This is a genomic window from Pedobacter sp. B4-66 (assembly GCF_018492665.1).
In the GTDB taxonomy this organism is placed as follows: Bacteria; Bacteroidota; Bacteroidia; order Sphingobacteriales; family Sphingobacteriaceae; genus Pedobacter.
The window spans coordinates 206,766-233,048 of record NZ_JAFVME010000009.1 but is presented as its reverse complement, the minus strand read 5'-3'; the positions used below and the strand labels follow the sequence as shown (position 1 = coordinate 233,048).

General features: G+C 36.8%; 31 protein-coding genes. 14 read left to right on the top strand and 17 right to left on the bottom strand.

Annotation, left to right across the window (positions count from 1 at the left end):
* Nucleotides 1-78: 78 nt before the first annotated feature.
* The 4 genes from J1905_RS16035 (at nucleotide 79) to J1905_RS16020 (ending at nucleotide 4,157) form a co-directional block, all read left to right on the top strand.
* A complete protein-coding gene (locus J1905_RS16035; RefSeq protein WP_214228305.1) occupies nucleotides 79-861 on the top strand; it encodes an AraC family transcriptional regulator in 783 nt (260 codons plus the stop codon).
* Between the two features lie 66 nt (nucleotides 862-927).
* Nucleotides 928-1,464, top strand: coding sequence for a dihydrofolate reductase family protein (locus J1905_RS16030; RefSeq protein WP_214228304.1), 537 nt, complete (start codon nucleotides 928-930; stop codon nucleotides 1,462-1,464).
* A gap of 125 nt (nucleotides 1,465-1,589) precedes the next feature.
* Nucleotides 1,590-2,807, top strand: a complete 1,218-nt coding sequence (locus J1905_RS16025; RefSeq protein ID WP_214228303.1) for an FG-GAP repeat domain-containing protein — start codon at nucleotides 1,590-1,592, stop codon at nucleotides 2,805-2,807.
* A gap of 156 nt (nucleotides 2,808-2,963) precedes the next feature.
* The gene (locus J1905_RS16020) at nucleotides 2,964-4,157 is read left to right on the top strand and encodes a DUF4932 domain-containing protein (protein WP_214228302.1); all 1,194 of its coding nucleotides are present in this window, start codon (nucleotides 2,964-2,966) and stop codon (nucleotides 4,155-4,157) included.
* On the opposite strand, the gene J1905_RS16015 is transcribed toward J1905_RS16020, so the two are convergent.
* The 6 genes from J1905_RS16015 to J1905_RS15990 form a co-directional block, all read right to left on the bottom strand.
* Nucleotides 4,117-5,439 (bottom strand): NAD(P)/FAD-dependent oxidoreductase, encoded by a 1,323-nt coding sequence (locus J1905_RS16015; RefSeq protein WP_214228301.1) that lies wholly within the window; start codon nucleotides 5,437-5,439, stop codon nucleotides 4,117-4,119. The genes J1905_RS16020 and J1905_RS16015 overlap by 41 nt on opposite strands.
* A 139-nt stretch (nucleotides 5,440-5,578) precedes the next feature.
* Nucleotides 5,579-6,772 carry a calcium:cation antiporter gene (locus J1905_RS16010; protein WP_214228300.1) on the bottom strand — a complete coding sequence of 398 codons (1,194 nt, stop codon included), beginning with the start codon at nucleotides 6,770-6,772 and terminating at the stop codon, nucleotides 5,579-5,581.
* 99 nt (nucleotides 6,773-6,871) lie between these two features.
* The gene (locus J1905_RS16005; protein WP_214228299.1) at nucleotides 6,872-7,432 is read right to left on the bottom strand and encodes a Crp/Fnr family transcriptional regulator; all 561 of its coding nucleotides are present in this window, start codon (nucleotides 7,430-7,432) and stop codon (nucleotides 6,872-6,874) included.
* A 245-nt stretch (nucleotides 7,433-7,677) separates the two neighbouring features.
* Nucleotides 7,678-7,869 (bottom strand): cold-shock protein, encoded by a 192-nt coding sequence (locus J1905_RS16000; protein ID WP_173091516.1) that lies wholly within the window; start codon nucleotides 7,867-7,869, stop codon nucleotides 7,678-7,680.
* 198 nt (nucleotides 7,870-8,067) lie between these two features.
* Nucleotides 8,068-8,664, bottom strand: coding sequence for a pentapeptide repeat-containing protein (locus J1905_RS15995; protein ID WP_173091518.1), 597 nt, complete (start codon nucleotides 8,662-8,664; stop codon nucleotides 8,068-8,070).
* Between the two features lie 4 nt (nucleotides 8,665-8,668).
* A complete protein-coding gene (locus J1905_RS15990; RefSeq protein ID WP_214228298.1) occupies nucleotides 8,669-9,220 on the bottom strand; it encodes a TetR/AcrR family transcriptional regulator in 552 nt (183 codons plus the stop codon).
* Between the two features lie 91 nt (nucleotides 9,221-9,311).
* On the opposite strand from J1905_RS15990, the gene J1905_RS15985 reads away from it, so the two are divergent.
* Both J1905_RS15985 and msrA read left to right on the top strand, forming a co-directional pair.
* The gene (locus tag J1905_RS15985) at nucleotides 9,312-9,560 is read left to right on the top strand and encodes a hypothetical protein (RefSeq protein WP_214228297.1); all 249 of its coding nucleotides are present in this window, start codon (nucleotides 9,312-9,314) and stop codon (nucleotides 9,558-9,560) included.
* A gap of 35 nt (nucleotides 9,561-9,595) precedes the next feature.
* Nucleotides 9,596-10,087: a peptide-methionine (S)-S-oxide reductase MsrA gene (gene msrA, locus J1905_RS15980; protein ID WP_214228296.1), complete on the top strand. Its 492-nt coding sequence runs from the start codon at nucleotides 9,596-9,598 to the stop codon at nucleotides 10,085-10,087.
* On the opposite strand, the gene J1905_RS15975 is transcribed toward msrA, so the two are convergent.
* Nucleotides 10,084-10,635: a hypothetical protein gene (locus J1905_RS15975; protein WP_214228295.1), complete on the bottom strand. Its 552-nt coding sequence runs from the start codon at nucleotides 10,633-10,635 to the stop codon at nucleotides 10,084-10,086. The genes msrA and J1905_RS15975 overlap by 4 nt on opposite strands.
* Nucleotides 10,636-10,838: 203 nt before the next feature.
* Here J1905_RS15975 and J1905_RS15970 point away from each other — a divergent pair, with 203 nt between their 5' ends.
* Nucleotides 10,839-11,534, top strand: a complete 696-nt coding sequence (locus tag J1905_RS15970) for an outer membrane beta-barrel protein (RefSeq protein ID WP_214228294.1) — start codon at nucleotides 10,839-10,841, stop codon at nucleotides 11,532-11,534.
* Between the two features lie 74 nt (nucleotides 11,535-11,608).
* On the opposite strand, the gene J1905_RS15965 is transcribed toward J1905_RS15970, so the two are convergent.
* The 3 genes from J1905_RS15965 to J1905_RS15955 all read right to left on the bottom strand — a co-directional run bounded on the left by J1905_RS15965 (nucleotide 11,609) and on the right by J1905_RS15955 (nucleotide 12,998).
* Complete coding sequence (locus J1905_RS15965) at nucleotides 11,609-12,001, bottom strand: hypothetical protein (RefSeq protein ID WP_214228293.1); 393 nt, start codon at nucleotides 11,999-12,001, stop codon at nucleotides 11,609-11,611.
* A 145-nt stretch (nucleotides 12,002-12,146) separates the two neighbouring features.
* Complete coding sequence (locus J1905_RS15960) at nucleotides 12,147-12,782, bottom strand: TetR/AcrR family transcriptional regulator (protein ID WP_214228292.1); 636 nt, start codon at nucleotides 12,780-12,782, stop codon at nucleotides 12,147-12,149.
* A gap of 42 nt (nucleotides 12,783-12,824) precedes the next feature.
* A complete protein-coding gene (locus J1905_RS15955; RefSeq protein WP_214228291.1) occupies nucleotides 12,825-12,998 on the bottom strand; it encodes a hypothetical protein in 174 nt (57 codons plus the stop codon).
* Between the two features lie 149 nt (nucleotides 12,999-13,147).
* On the opposite strand from J1905_RS15955, the gene J1905_RS15950 reads away from it, so the two are divergent.
* The 4 genes from J1905_RS15950 to abc-f all read left to right on the top strand — a co-directional run bounded on the left by J1905_RS15950 (nucleotide 13,148) and on the right by abc-f (nucleotide 16,295).
* Nucleotides 13,148-13,402, top strand: coding sequence for a 4a-hydroxytetrahydrobiopterin dehydratase (locus J1905_RS15950; RefSeq protein ID WP_214228290.1), 255 nt, complete (start codon nucleotides 13,148-13,150; stop codon nucleotides 13,400-13,402).
* Nucleotides 13,403-13,413: 11 nt separating this feature from the next.
* Complete coding sequence (locus J1905_RS15945) at nucleotides 13,414-14,133, top strand: DUF8737 domain-containing protein (RefSeq protein ID WP_214228289.1); 720 nt, start codon at nucleotides 13,414-13,416, stop codon at nucleotides 14,131-14,133.
* 104 nt (nucleotides 14,134-14,237) lie between these two features.
* The gene (locus J1905_RS15940; RefSeq protein WP_173091541.1) at nucleotides 14,238-14,435 is read left to right on the top strand and encodes a hypothetical protein; all 198 of its coding nucleotides are present in this window, start codon (nucleotides 14,238-14,240) and stop codon (nucleotides 14,433-14,435) included.
* A gap of 261 nt (nucleotides 14,436-14,696) precedes the next feature.
* Nucleotides 14,697-16,295: a ribosomal protection-like ABC-F family protein gene (abc-f, locus tag J1905_RS15935; RefSeq protein ID WP_214228288.1), complete on the top strand. Its 1,599-nt coding sequence runs from the start codon at nucleotides 14,697-14,699 to the stop codon at nucleotides 16,293-16,295.
* A gap of 37 nt (nucleotides 16,296-16,332) precedes the next feature.
* Here abc-f and J1905_RS15930 read toward each other — a convergent pair whose 3' ends face one another.
* The 5 genes from J1905_RS15930 to J1905_RS15910 form a co-directional block, all read right to left on the bottom strand.
* Nucleotides 16,333-16,839: a DUF6265 family protein gene (locus J1905_RS15930; RefSeq protein ID WP_214228287.1), complete on the bottom strand. Its 507-nt coding sequence runs from the start codon at nucleotides 16,837-16,839 to the stop codon at nucleotides 16,333-16,335.
* 72 nt (nucleotides 16,840-16,911) lie between these two features.
* Nucleotides 16,912-17,202 (bottom strand): hypothetical protein, encoded by a 291-nt coding sequence (locus J1905_RS15925; protein ID WP_214228286.1) that lies wholly within the window; start codon nucleotides 17,200-17,202, stop codon nucleotides 16,912-16,914.
* Nucleotides 17,203-17,234: 32 nt separating this feature from the next.
* A complete protein-coding gene (locus J1905_RS15920) occupies nucleotides 17,235-17,816 on the bottom strand; it encodes a PhnA domain-containing protein (protein ID WP_214228285.1) in 582 nt (193 codons plus the stop codon).
* 72 nt (nucleotides 17,817-17,888) lie between these two features.
* Nucleotides 17,889-20,759: a DUF8487 domain-containing protein gene (locus J1905_RS15915; protein ID WP_214228284.1), complete on the bottom strand. Its 2,871-nt coding sequence runs from the start codon at nucleotides 20,757-20,759 to the stop codon at nucleotides 17,889-17,891.
* Nucleotides 20,760-20,945: 186 nt separating this feature from the next.
* A complete protein-coding gene (locus tag J1905_RS15910) occupies nucleotides 20,946-22,574 on the bottom strand; it encodes an ABC-F family ATP-binding cassette domain-containing protein (protein WP_214228283.1) in 1,629 nt (542 codons plus the stop codon).
* Between the two features lie 151 nt (nucleotides 22,575-22,725).
* Between J1905_RS15910 and J1905_RS15905 the strand changes: the two genes are divergently transcribed.
* From J1905_RS15905 to J1905_RS15895, 3 genes are all read left to right on the top strand, one after another.
* Nucleotides 22,726-23,295 (top strand): HEAT-like fold family protein, encoded by a 570-nt coding sequence (locus tag J1905_RS15905; protein ID WP_214228282.1) that lies wholly within the window; start codon nucleotides 22,726-22,728, stop codon nucleotides 23,293-23,295.
* A gap of 108 nt (nucleotides 23,296-23,403) precedes the next feature.
* The gene (locus tag J1905_RS15900; protein ID WP_214228281.1) at nucleotides 23,404-23,982 is read left to right on the top strand and encodes a nitroreductase family protein; all 579 of its coding nucleotides are present in this window, start codon (nucleotides 23,404-23,406) and stop codon (nucleotides 23,980-23,982) included.
* A 48-nt stretch (nucleotides 23,983-24,030) separates the two neighbouring features.
* Entirely contained in the window at nucleotides 24,031-24,438 is a 408-nt protein-coding gene (locus J1905_RS15895; RefSeq protein ID WP_250318119.1) for a 3-oxoacyl-ACP synthase, read from the top strand.
* A 2-nt stretch (nucleotides 24,439-24,440) separates the two neighbouring features.
* Here the strand turns inward: J1905_RS15895 and J1905_RS15890 are convergent, their stop codons facing one another.
* Together J1905_RS15890 and J1905_RS15885 are read right to left on the bottom strand one after the other, a co-directional pair.
* Nucleotides 24,441-25,295, bottom strand: a complete 855-nt coding sequence (locus tag J1905_RS15890; RefSeq protein ID WP_214228279.1) for a polysaccharide deacetylase family protein — start codon at nucleotides 25,293-25,295, stop codon at nucleotides 24,441-24,443.
* A gap of 32 nt (nucleotides 25,296-25,327) precedes the next feature.
* Complete coding sequence (locus J1905_RS15885) at nucleotides 25,328-26,212, bottom strand: polysaccharide deacetylase family protein (protein ID WP_214228278.1); 885 nt, start codon at nucleotides 26,210-26,212, stop codon at nucleotides 25,328-25,330.
* Nucleotides 26,213-26,283 lie beyond the last annotated feature (71 nt).

Here is a 26,283-nt window from a genome sequence, read left to right as displayed (position 1 = left end):
CATGGTAACTGTAGTTATCTTATTCAAGGTTTGATTACAAGTGAAGAGAAACCTAACTTAGCCGAATATTTATAAAGTATGCGTTTGCAACTGTATGATGTTATCCCAAAACTGCAGCCTTACATAAAGCTGATATGCACTATGGACTGTGATGAAGAAGCAGATACCCATCATATTCGTGTACTGCCCGATACTTGCGTTGAGCTTTTCGTGAATTATACTAGCTCACCTGTTGCGATCATTGGCAACGAATTGCATAAACGAAGCATCATTACTTTTCGCATGAGTCGTCCCATGGATGTGCAGATGCGAAAGGGGGCAGGTTGCTTAGCAATTTGTTTTTATCCCGGTATGGCATATAGTTTCTTTCAAGTCCCGATGCATACGCTAACCGATACTACTATAGCCCTTTCAGATGTATGGAGTGGAGTGGCGGTAGAGATAGAGGATAAACTAGCAGGGATTTGCAATAATAATGAACGAGTAGACTTGGTACAAAAATATTTGCTACAACAATTGGTCTTCGATAAAAAGGACTTACAGGTAGCATATTGTCTGGATCAGGCACAACTCTCAGGTGGTTTAGTATCTTTAAGTAAGCTTACAAATGATATTGGCCTTAGTCAACGCCATCTTTCGCGAAAGTTTCAGCAGTGTGTAGGTTTATCCCCCAAAGAATATCTATGCGTTTGTAGATTCATCCATTCATTGAACCATTTGAAAAAATACCCGACCCTTTCACTTACCGAAGTTGCCTACGAAAGTGGTTATTATGATCAGGCACATTTTAACCGTGACTATAAGGTTTATACAGGTCATTCACCTGGCGAGGTGGTACATGCACCGCACATTTTCTATTAATGTCCGTTTTGTACAATTTGGAATACTTGAATCCTTGCAGTTTTGTAGAATTAAAATATTAACAATATGCGAAAATTAATATTAGGATTGGCTGTAACATTGGATGGATATATTGAAGGGCCCAACGGTGAGTACGACTGGTGCTTTACAGACCAGGACTATGGTCTGAATGAGTTCTTTACTCGTGTAGATGCGATCTTCATCGGTCGTAAAAGCTATGAAATGGCTCAGCAATATGCAGATAGCAATAATGGAGATTTAGTTCCTGGTATGCCAGCGATGACTGAATATGTATTTTCTAAAACGCTGAAATCTGTAAAAGAAGGGGCGATACTTATATCAGACGATAGTATTTCCGAAGCACGTAGGATAAAAGAGCAACCTGGTAAAGACATATGGTTGTTTGGTGGTGCTTCACTCACTGATGCCCTGATGAAAGACGGATTGGTAGATGAACTATGGATGTCAGTACATCCTATACTTCTTGGTAGTGGGAAACCATTATTCCGTAGCCAGGAGAGTCGAACCAAACTAACGCTCCTGGAAAGTAAAATTTACAAAACTGGCTTAGTGTCGCTACGTTACAGTATCGATAAGAAGTAAAGAGTAAGAACTCATCTATTTCCTAATGGAAATAATGGCTTTATAATTATTATTGTTTCTTTCTTCAACAGAAGACCTTATCTTGTAGGTTATTAAGTGTTTTGAAATCTTAAAATCTTATAATTATGAAGTTTTCACTATTTGGAAAGTCTTACACGATTACCGCACTACTAAGTTTTATTATTATTTATAATGGCTTTTCGCAAATTACAGAGACTAAATATTTCAAAGATGTAACGAGTACTCACTTACCCGCAGACGCGGGAGCACATACTTTGGATGTGGTATTGGTTGATGTAAATGGCGATCGACATTTAGACGCCATATTGGCCTTAGAAAATTTACCCAACCGGCTATATATGAACGACGGCACAGGGAAATTCACGTGGAAGAAAGGTGTTTTTGCGGAGAAATCACATGATACAGAACACGTAAGGGTGGGAGACTTTGATAAAGATGGAAATTTAGATGTCATATTCGTTGCGGAAGATGATCAGAATCATGAATTTTATTTAGGAAATGGAGATGGAACTTTTAGAGATGTGAGCGAGCGATTGCCTGCGAAAAGCGAAGCTAATGGCTTGGATATTGGAGATGTAAACGGAGATGGTTTGCTGGATATTATTGTTGGAAATACAGGTCCTACCCCACAAAATTTCTTATGGATCAATAATCAGGAAAAACCCGGACACTTTATTGATTATACCAAAGAGGGGCTACCTGCGCTCCGTTGGGAAACACAATCAGTTAAGTTGGTAGATTTAAATGGGGATGGATATCTGGATTTAGTTGTAGGAAATGAGGTGCCCCCAAATCGTTTATTCTTTAATGATGGGAAAGGACATTTTACCGAAAAGGCAGAAAAGCTGGAACTGACGGTTCCTTTACATACAAGGGAAGTTTTAATATTCGATGCAAATGGAGACAAGCGCCCGGATATCCTTTTTCTTAATTTAACAAGCAATGGAGGTAAATTTGAGAAAGACCCTACCGCTCGTTTATTGATCAATGATGGTAAAGGAAACTTTAAGGACGAAACGGCAAAAAGAATTCCTAAACAGGAATATTCTACTTATGCAGGAGCAATTTTTGATTTTAATCATGATAAGCACCCGGATATTATATTAAGTGCACTTAAGATTCCTCCTTTTGAGCCGATGCAGGTTCAGGCATTGCAAAATGATGGCAAGGGGAATTTTAAATTGGTGACCAGTGAAATGATTCCAGAATCTACTGTAGGCAGAAGCTGGGGAATTGCCGTTGGTGATGTAAACGGAGATGGCAAACCAGACCTTTTTATTGGCCAATGGGGAACACAAGCGAGATTGCTTTTGGGAAAATAAGACCGTAAATTACATGTCCCAATACGTACAGCATCTGTACGATTTCGGACAGGGGCTGGTTTGGTAACACCTGTTTTAAGCTGTCTATTTGCACTATGTTTAAGTTTTGTGTTTTGGCATTAGCTTGGTAGCCCCCCACTAAATCAAGTTACGTTTATGAAAATACCATTTCTGTCGCTGCTGTCTTTCTTAATGCCAATGGCAGCTTATTGCCAGCTATCCGAACAAATATCACCAAAGGTATCTTTGAGTGTAAATGCTAATATTGAAACTTATTTTATTGCCGAGAAACTGGCAGTTGATCATATAAGAAATTATGTATTTAGTAATAAGGAAGCCAGTTTTGATCACCAGCCGATCGTATATTTCGGTTATAAGGAATTTAGAAGCTGGAAGGATCGACCAGTTATCTTAAGAATATCAGAAATTCTGAAGCAATTAAGGGACATCCAGCATGACAATTCTCAACAAATTGAATATCTACTATATCTTCATCAATTTCCCAAAAAAGGATTCAGATGGCCTGTACCTAATGACCTGCCTATGTATAATGAAACTCAATATCCTGGTGCAAAAGCGCTTGGCATAGAGTTGGGGGATAGTTTAGCTTCATTTTATAAGCAAGCACGAGTAGGAGATTTCCTGAAAAAGAATACTGTCTTTTACAAAGGTGCGTTGGCAGAAGCTAGAAAGTACATCAATATTAAGGCTATACCTTATATGGAAAAATGGTATGGTCAGCAGTTTGCAGGTTATGAACTTTACCTCATGCCTGGTATGCCCATTACTGCAGGAGATGATAATTATCGTGCTTTCGGACCGATGCTAACCAGTCCAAAGGGCAAAGTTTCTGCTATGGTATTTAGCTCGAGTATTCAGCTTCCACTCCTGAAAGCGCTGAAAGATTACCAGCATTTTGGGTTCGATAACGCAGAGGTAACCCGGTTTTTAACTGTTCATGAGGTTGGACATTCTTTTGTGAACCCGCAATTGGCAAAGATGAAACCTACAATACTTCAGGACAGTGCTTTATTTACTCCAGCCTTGGCTAAATCTCTGGAGAATTCCTATATAGGAAATTGGGACGTATGCGTAATTGAGCATCTGGTTAGGCTAGGGGAGATAAGAACCGCCGTCGCCATGGGTGATGAAACAGAGGCCAATCGGTTAAGAAAGATGCACGTTACTGAAATGGGCTTTGTCCTAATCCCGATGCTCGAGGAGCTAGCAGTTGTTTATGAAACTGACCATACAAAATATCCTGATTTTAAGAGTTTTTTGCCGGTGATATTTGAAGCAGTACACGGACTTACACCTCAGGATATTGATAAATTGGTTCAGCAGAAGTAGTTGCGCTTGTTTTGACTGAAGGAGCAGTGGGTCTTATCATCATTCTTAGAGCTTGATCTTTCGTGAAGTAAGCCACTATCCAGTTGTATACGGTAGTAATTCTATTTCTATAATGTACTAATGAAATTAGGTGTATAAAAATCCATAACACCCAAGCGATAAATCCTTTGAAGTGTAAATTGGGCGGAATATCTGCTACTGCTTTATTGCGTCCAATTATCGCCATTGATCCTCTGTCATTGTATTTAAAAGGAGTAAGCGGTTTGTTTCTTAAAAGTCGATTGAAATTATTTGCAAGATTTTTCCCTTGTTGTAATGCTACCTGGGCAACTTGTGGATGCCCACCCGGAAAATCACTATCTGTTGTTTGAATGGAGGTATCGCCTACAGCATATATGTTTTTTAAACCCTCTATTTTGTTGTGAGCATCTGTTATCAATCGTCTGCCTCGTCCGTAATATTCACTGGGTATTCCATTAAATAATTGTGAAGTAACACCTGCCGCCCATATTAAGTTTTCAGTTTCAATAAACTGTCCATTACTTAGTATTACTTTATCGTCTACATAGTCAGTAACCTGGGCATTTAGGATTATTTTTACTCCCATTTCTTCCAATTTTCTGTAGGTGTCGTCCTGTGATTTCTTACTCATTGGTGATAACAACTGGGCGCTACCATCTACAATGTATATGTGACTTTGTATACGTACTTTTTCAAATTCGGGATAATCTTTCCTAAATACAGAAGTTTGCATTTCTGCCAACATTCCTGATATTTCAACTCCAGTTGGCCCGCCGCCTGCTACTACTATCGTTAATACTTTTTTTAGTCTGTTTTTGTAAGAGGTGAAAGTTGTTGCTCGTTCCAATTGCCTTAGGAAATAATTCCGCATTTCTAAAGCGTCGTTAATTGTTTTCATTGGAATAGCTTTCTTCTCAACATTCTCCATTCCAAAATAATTAGTTTCTGTACCTGTTGCGAAAACCAGGTAATCGTATTCCAGTTCCCCTGTCGTAAGTATGATCTTGTTTTGTTCAGGAATTACATTTAATACTTCGCCCAACTTAAAATTAAGATTAGACTTGTTCCTTAACATTTTTCTATATGGATAACTGATGCTAGATGGTTCTAAAAAGCCAGTGGCTACCTGATACAAAAGAGGTGGAAAGAAAATGTAATTGTTCCTGTCTACTAGCGTAATTTGATATTCTTTGTTATCGATATTTCTTGCAACGTTGAGCCCTGCAAAGCCACCACCGATTATTATAATTCTTTTTTTCATAACTGAATCCTTTAGCTATATCAATTAATGTTACGGCGTCAAAGTGAAATTTTTTTTTTCTCAATAAATTGTGAAATAGCACTTTTTTGCCCAGTATAAAACGGATCTTAATTGCTCTAGTTGTATGTTTTTAGGAATATTAAGGGTTAAAAATCAACATAATAAATACTACGAAAAGTACCAGGTGCATTAGGCCAACAATGGGGGTTGTTCGTTTGCCTAAAAAGGTCATCAAACTTAATAGTAAGGTGATAACAAAAAGAATCATTTCGGTAGCGGTAAGACCAAATAATACAGTTTTTCCTGTAATTAAGCCAACAATAAGCACCGACGGAACTGTTAAACCTACTGTAGAAACAAATGCTCCATGGCAAAGATTGATAGCCCGTTGAAATTCATTATTGATTGCTGCTTTCACAGCTGTCATAGATTCGGGGGTAAATACAATAATCGCAATCAATACTCCACCAAGTAATGGTGGCAAATTAGCCGCTTTAATCCCATAATCAACAACCGTAGCCATGTTGTGCGAGAGTAGAACAATAGGCAATATCGTCGCAACTAACACAATGGAGCGAATCAGTATTTCATTCTTATTTTCTTTGGATGTTTTATTTAAGCTACCGGTCTCAATAGGCAACGCTGCTGCATGTCTTTCCGCAAAAGGTATTTCCATGAAACCTTTTTTGGGTTGTACATATAGGTGTCGGTATCCTTTCATCTGAAAAAAGAGAAAAAATCCGTATAAGATTATAATCAAGGAGGAAAGCACAATTGCCTGTGTATTACTGAACATCCCGTTTCCGGCTCCCTCGATAAAATTTGGTAACATCATGCCAATACCTCCCAGCATAATGATCATTCCCAGATACGACATGGTGCCTTGTGCATTGTATTCTTGTTCTCCATATTTCAATCCTCCTAACAAAATACACAGACCGATAACGAGATTCATAATAATCATCATTACAGAGAAGATAGAATCCTTGCCGATGGTTGGAAATTCTCCTGGTCCTAGCATTACGGCCGAAATAAGGATTACTTCGATGGAAACAATAGATAGCGTTAGTATTAAAGTCCCGTATGGTTCTCCAAGTTTATGTGCTAATTCATCGGCTTCTTTTACGACACCAAAAGCTGCTCCCACAATGGTAAAGAGTAATATAAAGAAAGCAATTGCAGCCGTACCAGGTGACATGCTATCACCAAGTAAAGAATGTCCGAGCACTGTAAAAAGCCCAACAATTAGCCATATTATTGCAAGTCGAATACGTGTCTTGGTAGGGATGATTTCAGCTATGGACAAAGTGCTTTTTATATTTTTGCTCGACATAATTAATTTCTGTTTAAGATTGTTAATAAACAGAGCAAAATTATCGAGAATAAATCACAGCAAAATTATCCTATGATAAATAATAGCTTTTTAAGATGGTTATTTTTCCTTACGGATTCTGCTTAGACTAACAGGTGTGATGCCAAGATATGAGGCGATGTATTTTAACGGAACGCGCTGGATGAGGCTTGGGGAATTTGACATTAGTGCATCATAGCGCTCCTTTGCAGACAGTAATTCTGATGATATAACTCTACTTTCTATTTTTAGCAATTCTTTTTCAGCTAGTTTTCTTCCCCAATTGGCAATGTGAATATCCTGGTTGTAAAGATTGTTTAGATGTGCTACTTTTAATTCATAAAGTTCACAATCTTCCAAAAGTTCAACGTTTTCATAACCTTTTTTACGCTCTACATAGCTTTTCATTGAAAGAATGGTTTCGCCTTCTTCGCCAAACCAAAACGTAATGTCTTTTTCCTTTTGTGGTGCAAAAGCTCTGACTATACCTTTTTTAATAAAATAAATGTTGGCTTCAATCTTATCGGCTTTTAATAAAATGTGATTTTTGGGATAGGCTACCTCAGAAATGTTTTCCTTTAGTGCTGTTTTTGAACTTTCGGGTATATTATATATCTGATCTATGATTTCGTCTATCGTCATTTAGCTCATTTTTACAATTAATGCTTTGGGATATTGTCGCAATGGGAGATTACAACCGCATAGTCCAGTTTTAAAGACGCGGCAGATTAATGAAATTGACGGAAGTTCACTAGAGCTGAAATAAAAAAGAGAGTATCCAAAAAGGTAAAATCGTCATTCTGAATTTATTTCAGAATGACGATGAGCATAATTAAATAGTAATTAAACCTTTTTAGATACCCTCTTTAGATAAAAACATCAATAACTTAGATGACTTTAACGTTTGTTGCATTTAGGCCTTTTTTGCCGTTTTCAACCTCATAGGTAACTTTGTCGTTTTCCCTGATAGGGCCTGCTAGTCCTGTAACATGTACAAAAATTTCTGCATCTCCGTTCTCAGGTACGATAAAGCCAAATCCTTTTGACTCATTAAAAAATTTTACTGTTCCTTGTGGCATTGTATTTAGCTATTAAAGTAAGTTATTATCGCTTTCGAAAAGTAGTTGCTTAACGAATAACAATATCAGCGTAAAATAAGGATTGTTTAAAAGAATTCTAAGTTTTTTATAAAAAAAATAACAGTAGGTTATTTTTAAGTGCTGTAAGCCTATAACTATCAAGTATAGCGTGAGTAAGAAATTTCATCGAGTGTGACATTAATCATCATGGTAATCAATGTCCAGATTAAATTGGTAAAGCAGTCCAGAAAGGTTCAGTGCAGAAAATTTGGCCTGTTTTACTTTATTAACTGATGGATCCAGACTAAAGTTTCTTGCAGTGCGAAAATCTGTTTTCTCCAAAACGGATCTTACAAAGGTTGCCCCTGAAAGATCGCAGTTATGAAATGTGCTGGAGGTTAAATCAGATTCTTCAAAATCAGTTTCTTTGAGCGAACAATCTGTAAATTTTGTCTTCTTAAGTTTTGTACCATAAAAGGTAGAATAATCAAGATGGCATTGTTCAAAATTGAAAGAAAATAGAAACTTATTGCATTTTGAAAAGTCGATACCCAGTACTTTACAGCCGGTAAAAGTTACATCCTTAAATCCTGTACCTGTAACAATGGTAAGTGAAAAATTGCACTGTTTAAAATGACAATCCATGAAATCGTTATGGCTTAAATCACTTTTAGAAAAATCACAATTTACAAATTCACATTTTATAAATTCTCGGTTCTCCAATCTCTTTTCAGCATAATTAATAGCGGTGAATGTTTTGCCTTCGTGGACTGTAGTTTCGTTGGAATTGTTCATGAGATTAATTTAAGTTGAGTAACTTGTTTACTATCTGTTCTTTTTTTTCAGCACTAATGCTATAAAGACCAAGGTTGTCTGCATACCAAAGCCCATCTGCAACAAGGATAATTATTAAGCTGTTGACATCAAAGTCTGCCACTGGACCGCCTGAAATATGTGACGTAAACCATTCATCCCACATTTTTTTATAGTGTTCATTAATTAATGCTGCCTGTAAAATGACTTTCATGGTTCTCCTATAACGGATATCACTACTTTTTTTTATAACAAATCTCAGAAAGGCAATGGGGGCGATGTTGTTTCCTGAAGTTCTTTTTTCCTCAACAGTCCATTCTGTCAGCTCAACGAGACTTTGGCGTACCAGTTCTTCTAGTAGCTCTTCTTTATTTCGAAAATGATGGATAATACCACCTTTACTTAGTCCGGTTTTATCGGCAATGGCTTGGAAAGTAACCTGATGCCAGTCTGCTGTGGCACCTATTTCAGCGGCAGTATCAAGAATTAGCTGCTTACTCGCTTCTGGGTCTTTCTTTCTTTTATATGGGTTTTCCATACTTCAAAGATACCGAACGATTGGTTTGTTTGCAAATTATTTTATACATTTGTCGCCTCATTTAGGCTTCTTTATGTCCAGATACATCATCATGTCAACAGTAATTAATGCACCAATTGATTTACAGCATATTTGCCAGATCATCGATGGTTTTTTAGGTATTTTAGAGTGGTCTGTTGATCTTGAAGATAGTGATAAGATACTGCGGGTTGTGAGCAATAATGATATTGGTCCAGAGCTGGTAAAAAGCTTGGCGAGAGTAGGGGTAAGCTCTTCCGTAATGGAAGTTTTTGATGAAAACGGGCTTTCCTTGGGAGCAGGTTTGTCTTTTGTCCATTAGCATCGTACCTTTGTGCAATTAAATAGAAAAGTTATATGAATACTGAGAAAGCCATTCTTGCAGCAGGTTGTTTTTGGGGAGTAGAAGAACTAGTTAGACATCAACCAGGTGTTATTTCAACAGTAGTTGGATACACGGGGGGTGATGTTACTAATGCTACTTATCGGAATCATGGAACCCATGCCGAAGCTATAGAGATCGTATTTGATCCATCACGTTTATCTTATCGTGGGTTGCTTGAATATTTTTTCCAGATTCATGACCCAACAACGCGTAATAGGCAAGGAAATGATATAGGTACTTCTTATCGTTCTGCTATTTTCTTTGTAGATGAAACGCAAAGAGAAGTTGCCAATGTTTTAATTGCTGATATGGAGGCCTCGGGTAAGTGGCCTGGCCAAATTGTTACAGAAGTTGTTCCGGCAACTGATTTTTGGAATGCGGAGAAAGAACATCAGGATTATTTACAAAAGAATCCGTATGGATATACCTGCCACTTTGAAAGACCTGAGTGGAAATTGGGTTAAATCCCCTTTTCTCTCAATTCTTTTGCAAGTCCCTTAATGAACAAATAATTTATGGTGCCGCCAATTACACCACCTGCTACCGGGATGAGTCTGCGACTTGCTCTGGAGCCTAAACTCATAAGGATTTTTTCTGCAACCTCCTCCATAATGTTTTTGCTAATGGCAAGTTTAGCATCTGCCTTTACAGATGAGGCGACTATCTTAAAAAAGTCCTCAAAACTGATTTTATATTTTCCGGTGTTGTGATAGGAGATAGCGAGAGTTACCCGGAATTGTTGTGTGATAATGTTGATCACATCCAGAGGGGTACCAACAAGCATGGTTCCTACCCCGCCTATTCCAGTAATTAAGCCTGAACCTGCTGCCAGTAAGGCACATTGATTGATAAATTTATCGATCCCCATAGTGTCAACACCTTTTTTGATGTTAAGTTGGTCAATCTGATTAAAAATCTGCTTAAAACCACCCGTGGCAAGATTCTTAAAACCTGCCCTTACGTCTGTTTTCACCTTTTTAAAATTAACTCTACTAAACGATGGTAAATTCATTCTTATTTATTTTATACAAATGCTTGTACTACTTTCATGCCAAAGCAAAAAATCATGACATGCTGAAATTTCTCTTTGTGTACTATAAATTCGACAAATTATTTAGAGTTGTTTAATTTTCCCTACAGTGAGAAAATTAGTATGTTTGATTATCTCGATTATTCAGTTAATAATTACAACTTTAAATCAAAAACAAACAAACTATGAGAAATAATAAATTGTACGTGCCGATACTTCTGCTTTTTCTAGCTGCGACTTTAAATATTGCTAAAGCACAAACGAGAATAGGTGTAAGAACCGGTGTAAATTTTTCGAATGCGATTATGGAGATGGAAAATGGTGATAAAGGAGAAGCCGAATCGATTCCCGGCTTTCACTTAGGACTTACTATAGACATCCCTATTGCCGGTGATTTCTATGTTCAGCCAGCGGCATTATATTCTGCTAAAGGATTTAAACAAAAGGGAAAAGGCTTTGGTTATAGCAATGACTTTAAAGCTGATGTTTCTTATTTAGAAGTGCCCATTAACTTACTTTATAAACCAAAATTAGTAGGTGGAAATTTAATATTGGGTGCCGGTGGTTATTTAGGATATGGAACAGGAGGTAAGTGGAAGTCTACATCAGGTGTTTTAATTGGCGATATCCAGATAGGAGACAGCGGAGATGTTATTTTTCAGAATGATGGATCAAAGGGTGAATTTGGAACGTATCTATATGGTAAACCGCTTGATTATGGGGCTAATTTTTTAGTAGGATATGAGCTCTTTAATCAATATTCGATTCAATTCAATGGTCAGATTGGCTTGGCAAATTTGCAAACAGAGTTTAATGGAGTAAAAGGGAAAGGTAAAATGAAAAACCAGGGATTTGGCATTTCTCTTGGATATAAGTTCTAATAAGCAGACTAAAACACAAGGGGGACCATATGTAAAAATATGGACCCCCTTGTGTTTTAAATCACTCCAAAATATTATTCGAAAGTGTATGATGCATTAGGACTTAAAATTGTACCTGTAGCTTTACCATCGGCCTTTTTAACACCGTCAACCCAGATTTCTGTAACAAGTGTTGAGTTTGCATTTGGCCCAGTGGCGTTTGCACCAAAGCTAACTACACGAGCAGATGCAGGAATGGTGTATTCCGTACTTGTCCATGTTTGGCCAGTTAAACTAGTGAAGCTTTCTGTTTTTCCAGAGCCATCGACATATACTGCAACACTGATTGCAACACCTGTAGAACCTACAGCTTTAAATACAACTTTGTGAGAACCTGAGGGCCCTTTGTCTTTGTCTTTTGAGCAAGAAAATAATAGAGTTAAACCCAATACAAGGGAAAGGGATAGGATTTTCGTAAATCTTTTCATAGTTTTTTAAATAGATATTTATTTTTTTGATTGAATAATCGCGAAACAAATACCATACCATGTTGGCTCATCAAGATTAACTTTTTGCTTTTTTAGTACACGAATCTGACCATTAATAGGAAAGATTATAGAGATGTTTTTTGTTTTATTTATTGCTATAAGCAGATTCCAAAATCAAACTTATTGCATCTTTTATTCTTTTCATCCCTTCTGGCTTATTGATGTCAATCTCACAGAAAAGACTATCTGTTGTTTTAGCATGAAGTACCATATGATAAATGCCCGACACCAATAGGCCTACTATTGCTCTCAGATCGATGTCTTTACCCTTCAGTTCTTTATCTGTTAATGCGAAGAATTTAGAGCTAAGTTGTTCTCTCTCTTCGCAAACTTGAAACATGATTTGGCTTCTTTGACTTATTTGCCACAGGACAATTTTCTGCATTTCTTCATTTCCATAGAAGTAATCTAGTTGACTGAGAAGAAGTTTTTCTAATACCTGTTTCGTGTCTTTTCCTTGGTTGTCTTCGGTCAGATTGTTTACCTCACCTGAGGCAGCAACCCAGTAGTCTTTACTCTTAACGTAAATTTCAATCAGGTTATCTACTGATCCAAAATAAAGTGTAACTAGTTTACGATCTAAACCGGCGGCTTTTGAGATATTCGTCGCTGTTAGTCCTGTATATCCTTTAGCTTTTACTACAGTTCCAACTGCCTGTATTAATTTCTGCTTTGATCTGTCTTTATCGTTTGATGGTCCCTGATATCTTTTCTTTTCCATAACAAATCAATTGTAATCCCTAATTTACAAATTATCGTAAAACTATCTCTCTTCAATTTTATTTGCTTTAATGCAATAAAACAAAGCTACTAAGCTCCAGATGCATACAAGAAATTTATCTGTACTGTAATCATCGTTTATTATTTCAAGTGCTTTTGCAATAAGGGTTACTACAGCAGAGATTGAAATAATTATTAGAACAATTTTACTTTTCATTCGGCTAATTTAGGGTTTTGGAGGCTAAAAGACCTGTTAATTACAGGTATGTAGACCAATTTGATGTTTTTTCAATGGATTTAAACATAAGTAGGTGTAACTTGTTCTACTATGAGCAGCAATGATGCCGCAATTTTATAGCCATATACATGGAAAATATAGTTCAAAAGGAGTGGGAGGTGGTTGAAAATAAGCTACACAAAATTTTAATATTCAAAGATTTTCAAGAAACCTTTGCTTTTATGGTGAAAATCGCCTTTTTGGCTGAAAAAAATAATCATCATCCAAAATGGTGTAATGAATGGAATAAATTAGAGATTTGGTTAAGTACACATGATGCTGGTGATATCGTTACAGAAAAGGATAGGGTGCTAGCCAAGCAGATTGACGAATTACTGATTTAATAATTTAAAAAATGATTACAGGTATCCCCTTATTTGTTAATGTGTTTTTTGTACTAACGGTTTTGCTTACGCTATTTTTATTTCATGGGGTAGTAAAGAATTCTTCGAGCATTACTGTTCGTGCTAAAGCTAATCTTTTCTTAATTGTTTTGATAATGTGGCTTATAGTTCAGTCAGTATTAGCTTTAAATCATGTGTTTAGTTCGGATACTACTTCCTTTCCACCTAAGATTGCATTGATAGGGGTGTTGCCCGCTATCTTGACTATCATATTAGTTTTTTTGACTAAGTCAGGTAGAAACTTTATAGACGAGCTCCCAATGTTAAACCTTACTTATGTACACATAGTGAGGATTCCTGTTGAGATCACTTTGTATTTGCTGTTTATCTATGGGGCAGTTCCTGAATTAATGACATTTGAGGGAAGGAATTTTGATATTTTAGCTGGTATCTCATCTCCTTTGGTGGTTTATTTCGGTATAACAAAAGGGAAAATGGCAAAGGGATCGTTACTGGCGTGGAATGTGATTTGTCTTTTTTTACTAATCAATATTGTTGTGAATGCTCTTTTATCGGCTCCATCACCACTTCAAAAGTTTGGATTTGATCAACCGAATATTGGCGTTTTGTATTTTCCATTCAGCCTGCTTCCTGCTTTTATAGTGCCAGTTGTACTTTTTAGCCATTTAGTAACTATCAGGCAACTGCTAATTAATAAAGTAAAAGTATAGGAATGGATTGATGCATGTGTAAGATGCACAAGACGTAATTATAAATAGTTAAAATTGTGGCTAATTAGCGAAATTTTTGTATATTGGTATATCAAAAGTTTCTTATGGAAAAGCAGGGTGTAACCGCTCTGAATGAGCCGGTTGAAATAACAAAAGACGAAGTTATCCTGACTACTGAAAGGGATATCGAAACATTCTTTAATGCATTAATGTATCCTCCGGATCCGCTAAAGGATTTGTCGAAGCTAGCTGACTATTATGAGCAATTTCTTCATCAGGTTCATAAGAATCTGGTTATTTGATTTGTTCTGATAAAATTCGTTTCTTCAAAAAAATATTTACATTTGCATTGTAAACGAATAATTACTCCAATGAGAATATCTAAGTAAAATGATGGTTAAGACCATCTTGTAATTCCGAATCCCACGGAACATTTTGGCTTGTAGAATTTGAATCATTTATCTTTTACTTAAATGTAAACAATACACCTGTATTTCTTTAACCGTCTTGTGCTCACGCACAATTTAAATTTTATTCATTTACTTTTTATCAATGATGCTTTTATGGGTATTGTAGTTAAGCAACTATCATATATACACCCCAATAGGGAATATCTTTTTAATAATATTAATTTTTCAATTTCTAAAGGAGAAAAGATCGCGTTAATTGGCGGCAATGGTGCTGGGAAATCGACTTTGTTAGAAATTATTGCAGGACAAATTCAAGCTGCTTCAGGTGATGTTTCATCAAGTGAGAAGCCTTTTTATGTCCCTCAGCATTTTGGTCAGTACGATGATTTAACCGTAGCCCAATCTTTGGGTATTAATCAGAAACTGGAAGCTTTGCAAGCCATAATAAACGGTGACGGTTCTTTATCCAATTTTTCTAAATTGGATGACGATTGGAATATTGAAGAACGGGCTCTGGCCGCACTAGAATTATGGAGTATTGAACATATAAAATTATCTCAGTCGATGCATAAGCTTAGTGGAGGAGAAAAAACAAAGGTGTTTTTATCAGGCATTGCAATTCATTCTCCGTCTATTATACTCTTTGATGAACCCTCAAATCATCTTGATACTGAGAGTCGAAAGCAGTTACATCATCTTATTGAAACCGGAAAGGCAACAATGATAGTGGTAAGTCATGATAGGAATTTGCTTAATCTTCTTGATTTAACTTATGAACTAAATAAAAATGGGATAAAGGTTTATGGTGGAAATTATGAGTTTTTTAAAGATCAGAAAAAAGAGGAACTGAGAGCCTTAGAAGCGCAGGCAGATCATAAAGAAAAAGCGTTGCGCCAAGCTAAACAGATAGCCAGAGAGGCCGCAGAACGCAAACAAAAGGAGGATTCAAGGGGGAATAAGAAGCAGATTAAGAAAGGTGTTCCACGAATTTTTATGAATACGATAAGAAACAAGGCTGAGCAAAGTACGTCTAAACTGCAGGAAGTTCACGCTGATAAGGTAAATGGCCTTTTGCAGAATCTCCAGCAGATTAAGCAAGAATTGCCAGAGCTAAAAGAATTGAAAATGGTTTTTGAGAATGCCAGCTTGCATGTAGGTAAAATATTAATAACTGCTCAGAATATAAATTTTGGCTACCAATCAAAATACATATGGGAAAATCCTTTAAGTTTTCAGGTTAGAAGCGGGGACAGGGTTGCCATAACCGGAAGAAATGGTGTTGGTAAAACCACACTTTTGAAATTGATGATGGGAAGCTTAAAAGCTTCAACAGGAACATTATCCATCGCTGATTTTAAACACCTTTATATTGATCAGGAATATTCGCTATTGGATAATAGGCTGACCATTTTTGAGCAAGTGCAAGAGTTTAATACTTCGCATTTACCAGAACACAGACTTAAAACATTGTTACATCAGTTTCTTTTTAAAGTTGATATGTGGGATAAGACTTGCGGGCAACTTAGTGGGGGAGAAAAGATCAAGTTGATATTTTGCTGTCTATTGGTTAGTAATAATTCTCCAGAACTTATCATTTTAGACGAACCAACTAACAATTTGGATATTCAAAGCCTGGAGGTGATTACCTCGGTAATAAAGGATTACAAGGGGACTTTGTTGGTGATTTCTCATGATGAGTATTTTATCAATGAGATTGGAGTAGAGGAGGAAATAAGGCTGTTGCCTTCCTAAAATACGGGGCCTTTAATTAAAAAAGCCCCGTAAATAATTATTTTGTACGGTTAAATACAAATAGGTCTTTAAACACCCATTTGCCATCTTGGAGGTTACCTCTGGCAATAACAAATTGATTAGCAGAGCGTTTTTCATATAGAATGCGTAAACTTTCGCCTTCTTTCTGGAAGATAGCACGGTCTTTACTCGCTTCCACAAAATTGTAACGGTCATGCTTGTCTTTTTCTTCTAAGCCTAATAAACCCGGCTTAAAATGCTTTACCATCGAGACTAGGCCTAATTCGGTTTGTTCGTATGCCAGTATTTCGTAAAGGTCGGCTTTACCGGCTTTCATCATACGCATAAAACCAAGTATGTTTTCGCCTTCCGGCTGTAACCAAACTCCTTCTATTGTTTGTCCCTCAGGAGTAGTTGCTTTCCAGCTACCTTGAATAAAAGCAACATCAGCAATCGAGCCGCCTTTTGGTTGAGTTTGTGCATAAGTTTTAGGCAAAAAGCCTGTTAATAAAAATAAGAAAAGAAAAGTACAAGCGTGTTTCATAGCAATTAATAAAAAATTTAAGAAACTTAAATATACAGAATCATTTTAATTGCCAGTAGAATTTAGGAACAACTACAAAAATAATGAAACAAGGTTCTCCCATTCTTTTTCCAAAGAGATATTAGGCCTTGATTGACTTGCTCTATTATACCAATAATCAGCATTCCATATGTCTCCTTCCTTTCGATGCAGATAGGCGTGGACATGAGCCGATCGTTTATCATTTAAATGATCAATGAGATCGTGCGCTGTTTTCCAGTCGCCTTTTCCATCATGCCAAAGCGCCTGCAAATGAACAGATAGATTTGAAGGTATCTTCCCGCTAATTAAAGAGTCTTTAAAATCTTGAATGTTGATTGTCATATTTTGCTTACACCCTGTTAAACAAAAGCAATTTAACTTTGCTTACGTACATATTTGGTAAGGATAACAATCAGCTGGCCTTCAACACGGCCTTCAATTTGTTCCTTATTGTCCTCAACTAATTTAATGTTTTTAACCACGGTACCAAGTTTAGCACTTATGCTAGAGCCTTTAACATCAAGTGTTTTTATAATCACAACAGTATCTCCATTTTCAAGCACATTGTTGTTAGAATCTTTATGAAACTCAACTGCTGAGTCGTTCTCATGATCACCTGTAGCTTTTGCCCAAGTTAGGGTATCGTCATCAAGGTACATCATATCCAGGTTATCAATAGCCCAGCTTTCTTGTCTTAGCCTGTTTAGCATACGCCAGCTAACTACCTGTACCCCGGGAACCTCACTCCACATACTCGAAGTTAAACATTGCCAGTGTTTACTGTCTAACACTTCTTTTTTTTCAATTTGTGCTAAACATTTTTCACAAGTCATCACACATTCTTCAGCTGTGTTTTGAGTTTGAGGTGGTACTTCATAAATGCTAAGGTTCTCTTGAGAGCCACACAATTCGCACTTATTTTCACTTCTTTCACGTAGTTGTTCTTCCAGTTTCATATTCATAATTCACAAAACGCGAAGATACTCATTTTAACTAGTTCCTTATTCAAGCCAATTGCTATAAAATGTTTAGTTATAAAGACCTTGTATCTTTACCAAATCAACTGTGTTTGATGGTTTGAAATTAGAACTGCTCATATATTTTTTGAGACTATAAAGTAATTGTCTTGCCTCAGGACGTGTGTTCTGATCAGAAATCAAGTCTATAGAAGAAACCATCAATTTGCCATTTCCAACCTTACATTCAAAAACTAAACCAAGTGGGGTAGCAGTAACCCAGTCATCAATAACCCTTACAATAGGATTTAATTGAGGGGCCACCGCATCAAGTTTGATAGTATTAGAATGCGTCATGGCATCCCACCATTGCCAATTGCTGTGATATTGAGCAGGGAAGTTTGTCAACGCTGGGTGTTTAGGATTGCATAGAATACCTAAAGTAGTTGGTGGTTGCTTGCGTGTCCATGCAGTATTCCAGAATATAGAAGAAAATCCAATCTGTACACTACCACCCATTTCAGGCTTGATTGTCCCTTTTTTAAAGGTAAGTAATACGTTTCGGCCTTCATTAAGGGCTTCAATAGCTTTTGTATCTAGTGTTTGTGTTACCACAACACTGTTTGCAGATTCCGGTAAACTTGCAGGGTATACGAATATATCCCATTGGTTTGCATGACTTCCTATATTAGCTTTTAAAATCAGACGTTGTGCTTTTGTGATTGATTTGATCTGTTGTTTTATTGTGCCCAGTTTTATGGCGTTCCCTAAAGGAATACTTTCACTGGTGAAGCTCCCACTGAATAGTTTATTTCCATTTTCTGATTGGATACTCCAGTTTATTACTGGTTTTTTTATTGGTCCGTCTCCAAAATTTGCTATTTCTAATGGGACTACCAATTCCTCGTCATTGGTGTAATTCATTTTTGGAAATCTGGCTAAAAGCACTACTGAATTACAAAATTGACTATATTCTGTAGCAGTTATATAGTCTTTTGCCTCCCAGAACGGATCAAGAACGCCTACTAGAGCTGTACCTTGTCCGGGGAAATCATTTAGTCCTAAAAGCTGGAAGCCTGCAAAACCAGGAGTGCGTAGTGCAGCTTCAATATCAGCTTTATAACACAGTGCCTGAAGTTTTCCTGAAGCCAGAACAAAGCTATCTGCTAACTTCCCCATTCCATTTTCCTTAAGCTTATCCTGAAATATTTCGAAGTTTTTAGCTTTTAATATACCATCATATTTCTTAATCTCCCTAAAATTAGGATAGACACACCATTGGCCAATTTCATGACTAACGGTAGGTTGTTTCCATTTAGAAATAATATTTGTCCAGTCGTAATCTGACCGTGGTGCTTCCTTGTTAATGATACTGGTTAGTCCGGCACCCCAGCCTTGAATTCTTGGATCAGGAGTATTGTTGAAATCGCTGGCCTCTACTACTGGCCATCCAGCTGCCGTGGTGTATAGCCTTCTTTTATCTTTTGCTTTCCAATAGTTCACGAACTCAGTTAAGTAGTTTACCATATTCTTACCACCTGGTTCGTTTCCATAGGTCATCATTACAAATGACGGATGATTACCATAAGCTCTAATCATTTTCTCACTTTCATCGTAAATGTATTTGTCTAGCGGCTTCCCATCTCCAATTACTGCTCCTTTTTCGCCATTTGACCATGCAGAACATTCTGCCTGTACAAAAATACCTAACTTATCTGCTGCTGTAAATGCGGCTTCCGGTGGGCACCAGGAGTGAAATCGAACATGGTTTAATCCATATGACTTTACCTGGCTTAAAATTTTCGTCCATGAGGTAACATCTGTGGGTGGAAAACCTGTTTTAGGAAATGCAGCACAATCCAAAGTTCCGCGTAAGAAAATCAGGTCATTATTTATGCTTAACTGAGTGCCTTTTGCTTTAAAATCGCGCATACCAAATGATATTTGTTTGCTATCCACTTCTTTTGATACTGCTTGTTTTAGCGTTACATTAAGATTGTATAAGTTAGGGTGAAATTCATTCCATAATAGGGGATTACTTCCCATCGGGTAAGTTATTTCTATAACTTGTATATTTTCTTTAGCAGTCAGGCTTTTTGTAAGAGGTTTTAGTTTTTCAGCACCTGATTTATTGGTAGAAGCCATCAAATCTATTGATATTTCTTTTGAGGTACCTGTGGTATTGTTGATTTCAAGCTTTACTAAAACTTGTTTCTTATCGATATCCGGATAAAGCTGTACATCAGAAATAAAAACCAAAGGTCGCGCTTTCATACTTAACTCACCTATCATACCATTCCAGTTGGTTTGTGTGTGGTCAGTAACACTATGAGCATTGTCGCCCATATTAATGTCCTTTATCTGATTATCAACTCTTATAGTTAAACGATGTGTTCCAGAAGTTAATTTGCTGCCAATATCAAACAAGTGGCCTGTTCCAAGGCTATTCTCCATACCTATCTTCACGTCGTCAACCCATACAGTGGTTTCCCAGTGGCTTCTTTCAATAAAAAGCTGAATGTGTTTACCTTTCCATGAAGCTGGAACATTTACTGTCTTTTGGTACCAAGCAGCACCTCTGTAATATTTAGTCGGTTGCAACCAGAAAGGGATTTTGATGTTTCCTGGCTGACGATATTTTGCATATTCGTCATTCTTAAACCAGGACATATCCAGAATATCTCCAGCCCATGGCGTTTTCGTCGAAACTTCATCTCCTTTACCATTCGTAGTCATCGATCCCGGAAGTTTAATCTCTTCGTTTAACTTACGGGAGTACCATTTCTCTGAAACTCCCTTATCAAATGAATCTGTTTGAAATGACCATGTGCCCGAAAGGTCAATACGGTCTTTGTTCTCCTTTTTTGATTGAGCAAAGGCATTGTTCGTTGTGAGTAGAAGTGCTACAAGGATAAATTGAAGACTTTGGAAATATCTGTTCATAAGGGTTCATTTGGATGGTATAAAGTTTGAGGTTTTATTAGAAACTTGGATGGATTAACTGTTAAAAAAGATGGACTATTTTACTAAATAAGGGAATGATTATAAAGCTAGTAAGCAGAAAGGCCATTTTGTGATACGATATCACAAAATGGCCTTTCTGCTTATTAATGAAATAAGAGGGTTTCTCTATTTCGTTTTATATAATGAAGCGCGCAAAGCTGCAACATCTTCACTTGTAATGTACTCGTCGTAAGTCATCATTTTATCAATTGTTCCATTAGGAGTCAATTCAATAATACGGGTTGCAACAGATTCAGTTAATGCATGATCTCGTGAAGTAAATAGAGCCGTTCCTTTAAAATCTTTTAGACCATTGTTTAATGCGGTGATTGATTCAAGATCAAGGTGATTCGTTGGCTCATCAAACATTAAAAGGTTGGCGTGTCTTAACATCATTTGAGAGAACATACAACGCATTTTCTCACCTCCTGATAGTACTTTTACATTTTTAAGTACCTCTTCTCCAGAGAAAAGCATTCTACCAAGGAAACTTCTTACAAATTGCTCATCCTGATCGGTACCTGAATATTCACGAAGCCAGTCAACTAGATTTTCGTCTTTACCTTCAAAATACGGAGAGTTGTCATTAGGTATATCAGCAGTATTAATAGTTACACCAAACTTAAATTCGCCTGTATAGTTTTTCTCACGACCTGTTAATACATTGTAAAATGCAGTAGTAGCAAGACTGTTTTGAGAAAGAACAGCAATCTTATCACCTTTATTAACCATGAAGTTGATGTTTTTAAACATTACTTCGCCATTTAAAGTGCATGAAAGGTTTTCTACCTGTAAAATCTGATCGCCTGCCTCTCTGCCAAGGTTGTTAAACAAGATAGCCGGGTATTTTCTGCTTGATGCTTTAATCTCAGAAATGTCAATTTTATCTAAGGCCTTTTTACGAGAAGTTGCTTGTTTTGATTTAGAAGCATTGGCGCTAAAACGCTGAATAAACTCCTGAAGCTCTTTAACTTTCTCCTCTAGTTTTTTATTTTGATCACTGCGTTGTTTTAAAGCAAGCTGACTTGATTCGTACCAGAAAGTGTAGTTACCAGAGTAAATGCTCATTTTGCTGAAATCGATATCGACGATGTGCGTACAAACGGCATCTAAAAAGTGCCTATCGTGAGATACCACCAATACGATGCTTTGATAATCAGCTAAGAAATTCTCCAACCAGGCAATTGTATCGATGTCCAAATCGTTGGTAGGCTCATCCAATAATAAGATGTCCGGATTTCCAAATAAAGCTTGTGCCAATAATACACGTACTTTTTGGTTACCATCAAGTTCTTTTAGTTGTTTATAGTGATGTTCTTCTTTAATACCTAAGTTACTAAGCATGGTAGCAGCATTGCTTTCCATGTTCCAGCCATCCATTTCGGCAAATCTGTTTTCCAATTCGCCTGCACGTTCACCATCTTTATCAGAGAAATCCTCTTTTAAGTAGATGGCATCTTTTTCTTTCATGATGTCATACAATTCCTTGTGACCCATCATTACAGTTTCGATTACACTAAATTCATCAAACTCATAGTGGTTTTGTTTTAAAACTGCCATTCGTTCTCCAGGAGTAAAAGCTACACTACCTGTAGTTTGATTTACCTCGCCTGAAAGAATTTTAAGAAATGTTGATTTACCTGCTCCATTGGCACCAATTACACCGTAGCAGTTGCCATGAGTGAATTTTAGGTTAACATCTTCGAATAAAGTACGTTTTCCGTAACGGAGTGATAAATTAGAAACTGAAATCATATTGCTGAAAAATAAGTTGCAAAGGTAGGCATTATTTATAAAATCATTAAGGTTTTTAGCTATATAGGGAAATGCTTATCAGTTTTACATAAGTTTGAAGTTCAAAATTTCTAAATTAGAAAATCAGAAACCGATTTTTAATACAATAAAAGTGAACAAGGAAGAGTTAATTGCAAGACTAGGTGCTTCGATGGAGTTTCAGATGGTGGCCAACTTAACCAGCATTGTTGAAAGTAATGATGTGAAAGTGGTTGATTTACTAGCTATTAGTTTTCACAAAAAAAGGGAAGTTGCCTTTAGATCTGCATGGATGTTAGAGTATTTTACTACCCATAAACCAGATTTGTTTATTGAGCACATATCGGAACTTATGTCTTTACTCGATAAACAGAAAAACCCATCGGCTATGCGTCATTATGCCAAAATTATTGCTCTTATAACTGATAGGAAGGCTAATGATATTTATAAGGAAAAGGTAGCAGCCATAGATTTTGAACCTATTATTGACGTTTTATTTACTTGGCTAGTAGATACCGAAGTATTGGTAGCCACTAAAGTGCATTGTATGCAAACTCTGGCAAATCTCGCGCTTAGATATGACTGGATTAAAGATGAGTTATTAGAAACAATAGATCATTTGGTAGATATTGAAAGCGTTGCTTTTTTTGGTCGGGCCAAGCAAATCAGGAAGCAGTTAAAAAGAATCCCTAAGACCATTTAATACAGAAACTATTACATCACGCAAACACTTCACTAAGGCATAAGTTCTATTTTTGTGACTTATGTGCTTTTTTAAAAATTAGCATAGCATTTGGTAGAGATTATAAGAATGGAACAAGAAATAGATATTTTAAGCAGGATTATTAAACGGAGACGGAGCATCTTTCCTGTAAGTTATACTGAGCAGGAGGTACCCGTTGAAGTAATAAAGCAAGTTCTGGAAAGTGCTAACTATGCACCTACACATAAATTAACACAACCGTGGCGATTTATAGTTTTCAGAAATGAAGGTAAGGCTAAACTTGGCCAGGAGCTTGCACGTTTATATAAGGAAACTACTCCGGCTAATCAGTTTTTGCAAAAGAAGTATGATAGCATTCTAGAAAAAGCAGGACAGGCAAGTTGTATAATTACATTAAACGCGGCATTAAATTCAGATAAAGTACCAGAATGGGAAGAGCTTGCAGCACTTGCCTGTGCGGTTCAAAACATGGCGCTTACAGCTGAGGCCTTAAATGTTGGTGCATACTGGAGTTCTCCGGGAATGATTGCAGATCTGAAGTATTATCTTAACTTAGGGGAACAGGAGAAATGTTTTGGCCTTTTTTACATGGGATATCATAATGAAGAACCCAGAGAGGCACAACGTAGTCCAATAGAAGATAAGATTAAATGGATAGAATCATAATTTATGCAGGATATTAAAGAAACGCTATACCGTCTTTGTTTGAATTTTATGGAACAAAGAATCCAGACTGCTGAAGTTGCCTTGCAACAAGCACGCGAAGCTAGTAACGATGATACTAAAAGCAGTGCAGGTGATAAATATGAAACCAGCAGGGAAATGATGCAGCAAGATATTGACAGAAACAAACGTCTTCTTATGGATGCACAAGAGAATTTAAGACTGCTAAAGGTTATTGAGATAAATCCTGATTCTGAAATTGTAAAGCACGGTAGTCTTGTATATACCAACAACGGTACTTTTTACATCAGTGTTAGTGCAGGTCAGCTTACTGTTGATGGCAAGGCTATATTTGCTATATCCCCTTCATCTCCAATTGGCAAATTGCTTTTGGATAAGAAGAAAGGGGATGCATTTAGTTTTAACGACAAGAAATTTGTTGTAGAGGCTGTAGCCTAAAACTATTTAAAACTCTTATTTATACTATTGTAGAGGTTCTTAGCAGTATAAGTTCCTGGATCAATAATGCGTCGGATAGTGAAAAGCGGATTAGTCTCGTCTCTTTTGGTTGACAAGATGAAAGCCGCTTTAAATCCGTGCTCCTTTAATTTATGTAAAGTTTCCGGCTTCCACACTCCATAAGGATAAGCGAAATATTCTACTTTTTTACCGGTAATGGTTTCCAGTGTTTTGGTAGGCTTATCTATTTGTATCGCCCAATCCTCATCAGTAAACTGAGTAAAGTTTTTATGATTCCAGGTATGGCTGGCAATAACATGGCCCTCATCTGAAAGGGTCTTGATTTGAGTTTTACTCATGTATCGTGGCCTTCCAATAGATACAGTCATGATAAAGAATACCCCTTGAAAACCGTATTTTTTTAGTTCAGGTGCTGCAACAGTAAATTGATCCAGATCCGTATCATCAAAACTAATAATGATTGGTTTCTCCGGCAGTTTAGCTCCATAATTTAGGTAATCATAAAGCTGGTCAGGTAAAATGGTATGATACCCACTGTCGGCAAGCATTTTAATGTGTTGCTTAAAATTAGCAGGAGGAATGATGTCATCATGAGCACGCTTGGAATCACTGGCTTTCCAATCTCTAATTTGATGATAACACAATACCGGTACCTCCTTTTTGCTAAGCACTTCTGCAGCAGTGGCTTCTTTTTTAGCTCTACTACTAGTATCTATGGTATCCTTTTCAGCATTAGAATCTCCTGTTGCCGAAGCGGTTTTACTTTGACCAGTATTAGTGCACCCTGAAGCTAATATCACTAAAACAGCACATAAACTTAAAAAGGTTCTCTTCATTTTAGAACGGTTACTTTTACCTTTAAACAGTATTAGAAGCTTTTTACAATGCTGTTGTGTAGCGTTTTAGGACTCCAGTAACCACTTGCAATAATTCTTCTTACGGTAAATAATGGATCATTTTGGTCACGTTTATCAGCAAGAGAGAAGGCCATTCTGAATCCACGTTTTTTTAGCTCCGGGAATCCTTGAGCATTCCATAAACCAAATGGATACGCAAATTCAGTGATTTTTTTACCGGTAATCTCCTCCAGTTTTTTAGTCGGCTTATCTAACTGCTCTTCCCAATCTTTACCAGTATATTTTTTGAAATTCTTATGGTCGTAAGTATGACTGCCAATTACATTTCCTTCATCAGAAAGCTGTTTTATCTGTTCTTTAGTCATGTAGTCAACAAATTTTCCTTTGCGGCCAATAGATACTGTCATGATGAAATAAACTGCTTTAAACCCGTATTTTTTTAGGGTTGGAGCAGCAATCGTAAACTGATCCATATCTGTATCATCAAAGGTAAACATGATGGGCTTACTAGGCAATGGAGCACCTGTATTCAGGTAGGCATATAATTGATCAGGTAGTATAGAATGGTAACCGCTATCGGCAAGCATTTTAACCTGATCTTTAAAATTTTGTATTTCAACGATATAGTCTTTGCCCACCTTGCCATCTGTTGGTTTCCAGTTACGAACCTGGTGATAACATAGAATAGGAACCTGTTTACGTGCAAGTATGGTTTTAGCATCAGCAACCTTAATCTTGCTTACATCAATTTTTTCGGCTTGTACTTCTTCCATTGATGAAGTTTGTGCTAAAGTATCTTTAACATCTGCATTATCAGTGTTAGTTTGAGATTTAGACTGACAGCTGGCCGTAAAAATTGCTGCTGCAGCTAGTAGGGGTAGAAGATGCTGTTTCATTTATAAGTATTTGTGGCAAAACTATGAAATCAACGGCTATTTTATTGTATTAACTATCATATTTATTACAA

Coding starts and splice junctions, on each gene's coding strand:
- J1905_RS16035 (WP_214228305.1), top strand. CDS start 79: ATGCGTTTGCAACTGTATGATGTTATCCCAAAACTGCAGCCTTACATA.
- J1905_RS16030 (WP_214228304.1), top strand. CDS start 928: ATGCGAAAATTAATATTAGGATTGGCTGTAACATTGGATGGATATATT.
- J1905_RS16025 (WP_214228303.1), top strand. CDS start 1,590: ATGAAGTTTTCACTATTTGGAAAGTCTTACACGATTACCGCACTACTA.
- J1905_RS16020 (WP_214228302.1), top strand. CDS start 2,964: ATGAAAATACCATTTCTGTCGCTGCTGTCTTTCTTAATGCCAATGGCA.
- J1905_RS16015 (WP_214228301.1), bottom strand. CDS start 5,439: ATGAAAAAAAGAATTATAATAATCGGTGGTGGCTTTGCAGGGCTCAAC.
- J1905_RS16010 (WP_214228300.1), bottom strand. CDS start 6,772: ATGTCGAGCAAAAATATAAAAAGCACTTTGTCCATAGCTGAAATCATC.
- J1905_RS16005 (WP_214228299.1), bottom strand. CDS start 7,432: ATGACGATAGACGAAATCATAGATCAGATATATAATATACCCGAAAGT.
- J1905_RS16000 (WP_173091516.1), bottom strand. CDS start 7,869: ATGCCACAAGGAACAGTAAAATTTTTTAATGAGTCAAAAGGATTTGGC.
- J1905_RS15995 (WP_173091518.1), bottom strand. CDS start 8,664: ATGAACAATTCCAACGAAACTACAGTCCACGAAGGCAAAACATTCACC.
- J1905_RS15990 (WP_214228298.1), bottom strand. CDS start 9,220: ATGGAAAACCCATATAAAAGAAAGAAAGACCCAGAAGCGAGTAAGCAG.
- J1905_RS15985 (WP_214228297.1), top strand. CDS start 9,312: ATGTCAACAGTAATTAATGCACCAATTGATTTACAGCATATTTGCCAG.
- msrA (WP_214228296.1), top strand. CDS start 9,596: ATGAATACTGAGAAAGCCATTCTTGCAGCAGGTTGTTTTTGGGGAGTA.
- J1905_RS15975 (WP_214228295.1), bottom strand. CDS start 10,635: ATGAATTTACCATCGTTTAGTAGAGTTAATTTTAAAAAGGTGAAAACA.
- J1905_RS15970 (WP_214228294.1), top strand. CDS start 10,839: ATGAGAAATAATAAATTGTACGTGCCGATACTTCTGCTTTTTCTAGCT.
- J1905_RS15965 (WP_214228293.1), bottom strand. CDS start 12,001: ATGAAAAGATTTACGAAAATCCTATCCCTTTCCCTTGTATTGGGTTTA.
- J1905_RS15960 (WP_214228292.1), bottom strand. CDS start 12,782: ATGGAAAAGAAAAGATATCAGGGACCATCAAACGATAAAGACAGATCA.
- J1905_RS15955 (WP_214228291.1), bottom strand. CDS start 12,998: ATGAAAAGTAAAATTGTTCTAATAATTATTTCAATCTCTGCTGTAGTA.
- J1905_RS15950 (WP_214228290.1), top strand. CDS start 13,148: ATGGAAAATATAGTTCAAAAGGAGTGGGAGGTGGTTGAAAATAAGCTA.
- J1905_RS15945 (WP_214228289.1), top strand. CDS start 13,414: ATGATTACAGGTATCCCCTTATTTGTTAATGTGTTTTTTGTACTAACG.
- J1905_RS15940 (WP_173091541.1), top strand. CDS start 14,238: ATGGAAAAGCAGGGTGTAACCGCTCTGAATGAGCCGGTTGAAATAACA.
- abc-f (WP_214228288.1), top strand. CDS start 14,697: ATGGGTATTGTAGTTAAGCAACTATCATATATACACCCCAATAGGGAA.
- J1905_RS15930 (WP_214228287.1), bottom strand. CDS start 16,839: ATGAAACACGCTTGTACTTTTCTTTTCTTATTTTTATTAACAGGCTTT.
- J1905_RS15925 (WP_214228286.1), bottom strand. CDS start 17,202: ATGACAATCAACATTCAAGATTTTAAAGACTCTTTAATTAGCGGGAAG.
- J1905_RS15920 (WP_214228285.1), bottom strand. CDS start 17,816: ATGAAACTGGAAGAACAACTACGTGAAAGAAGTGAAAATAAGTGCGAA.
- J1905_RS15915 (WP_214228284.1), bottom strand. CDS start 20,759: ATGAACAGATATTTCCAAAGTCTTCAATTTATCCTTGTAGCACTTCTA.
- J1905_RS15910 (WP_214228283.1), bottom strand. CDS start 22,574: ATGATTTCAGTTTCTAATTTATCACTCCGTTACGGAAAACGTACTTTA.
- J1905_RS15900 (WP_214228281.1), top strand. CDS start 23,404: ATGGAACAAGAAATAGATATTTTAAGCAGGATTATTAAACGGAGACGG.
- J1905_RS15895 (WP_250318119.1), top strand. CDS start 24,031: ATGGAACAAAGAATCCAGACTGCTGAAGTTGCCTTGCAACAAGCACGC.
- J1905_RS15890 (WP_214228279.1), bottom strand. CDS start 25,295: ATGAAGAGAACCTTTTTAAGTTTATGTGCTGTTTTAGTGATATTAGCT.
- J1905_RS15885 (WP_214228278.1), bottom strand. CDS start 26,212: ATGAAACAGCATCTTCTACCCCTACTAGCTGCAGCAGCAATTTTTACG.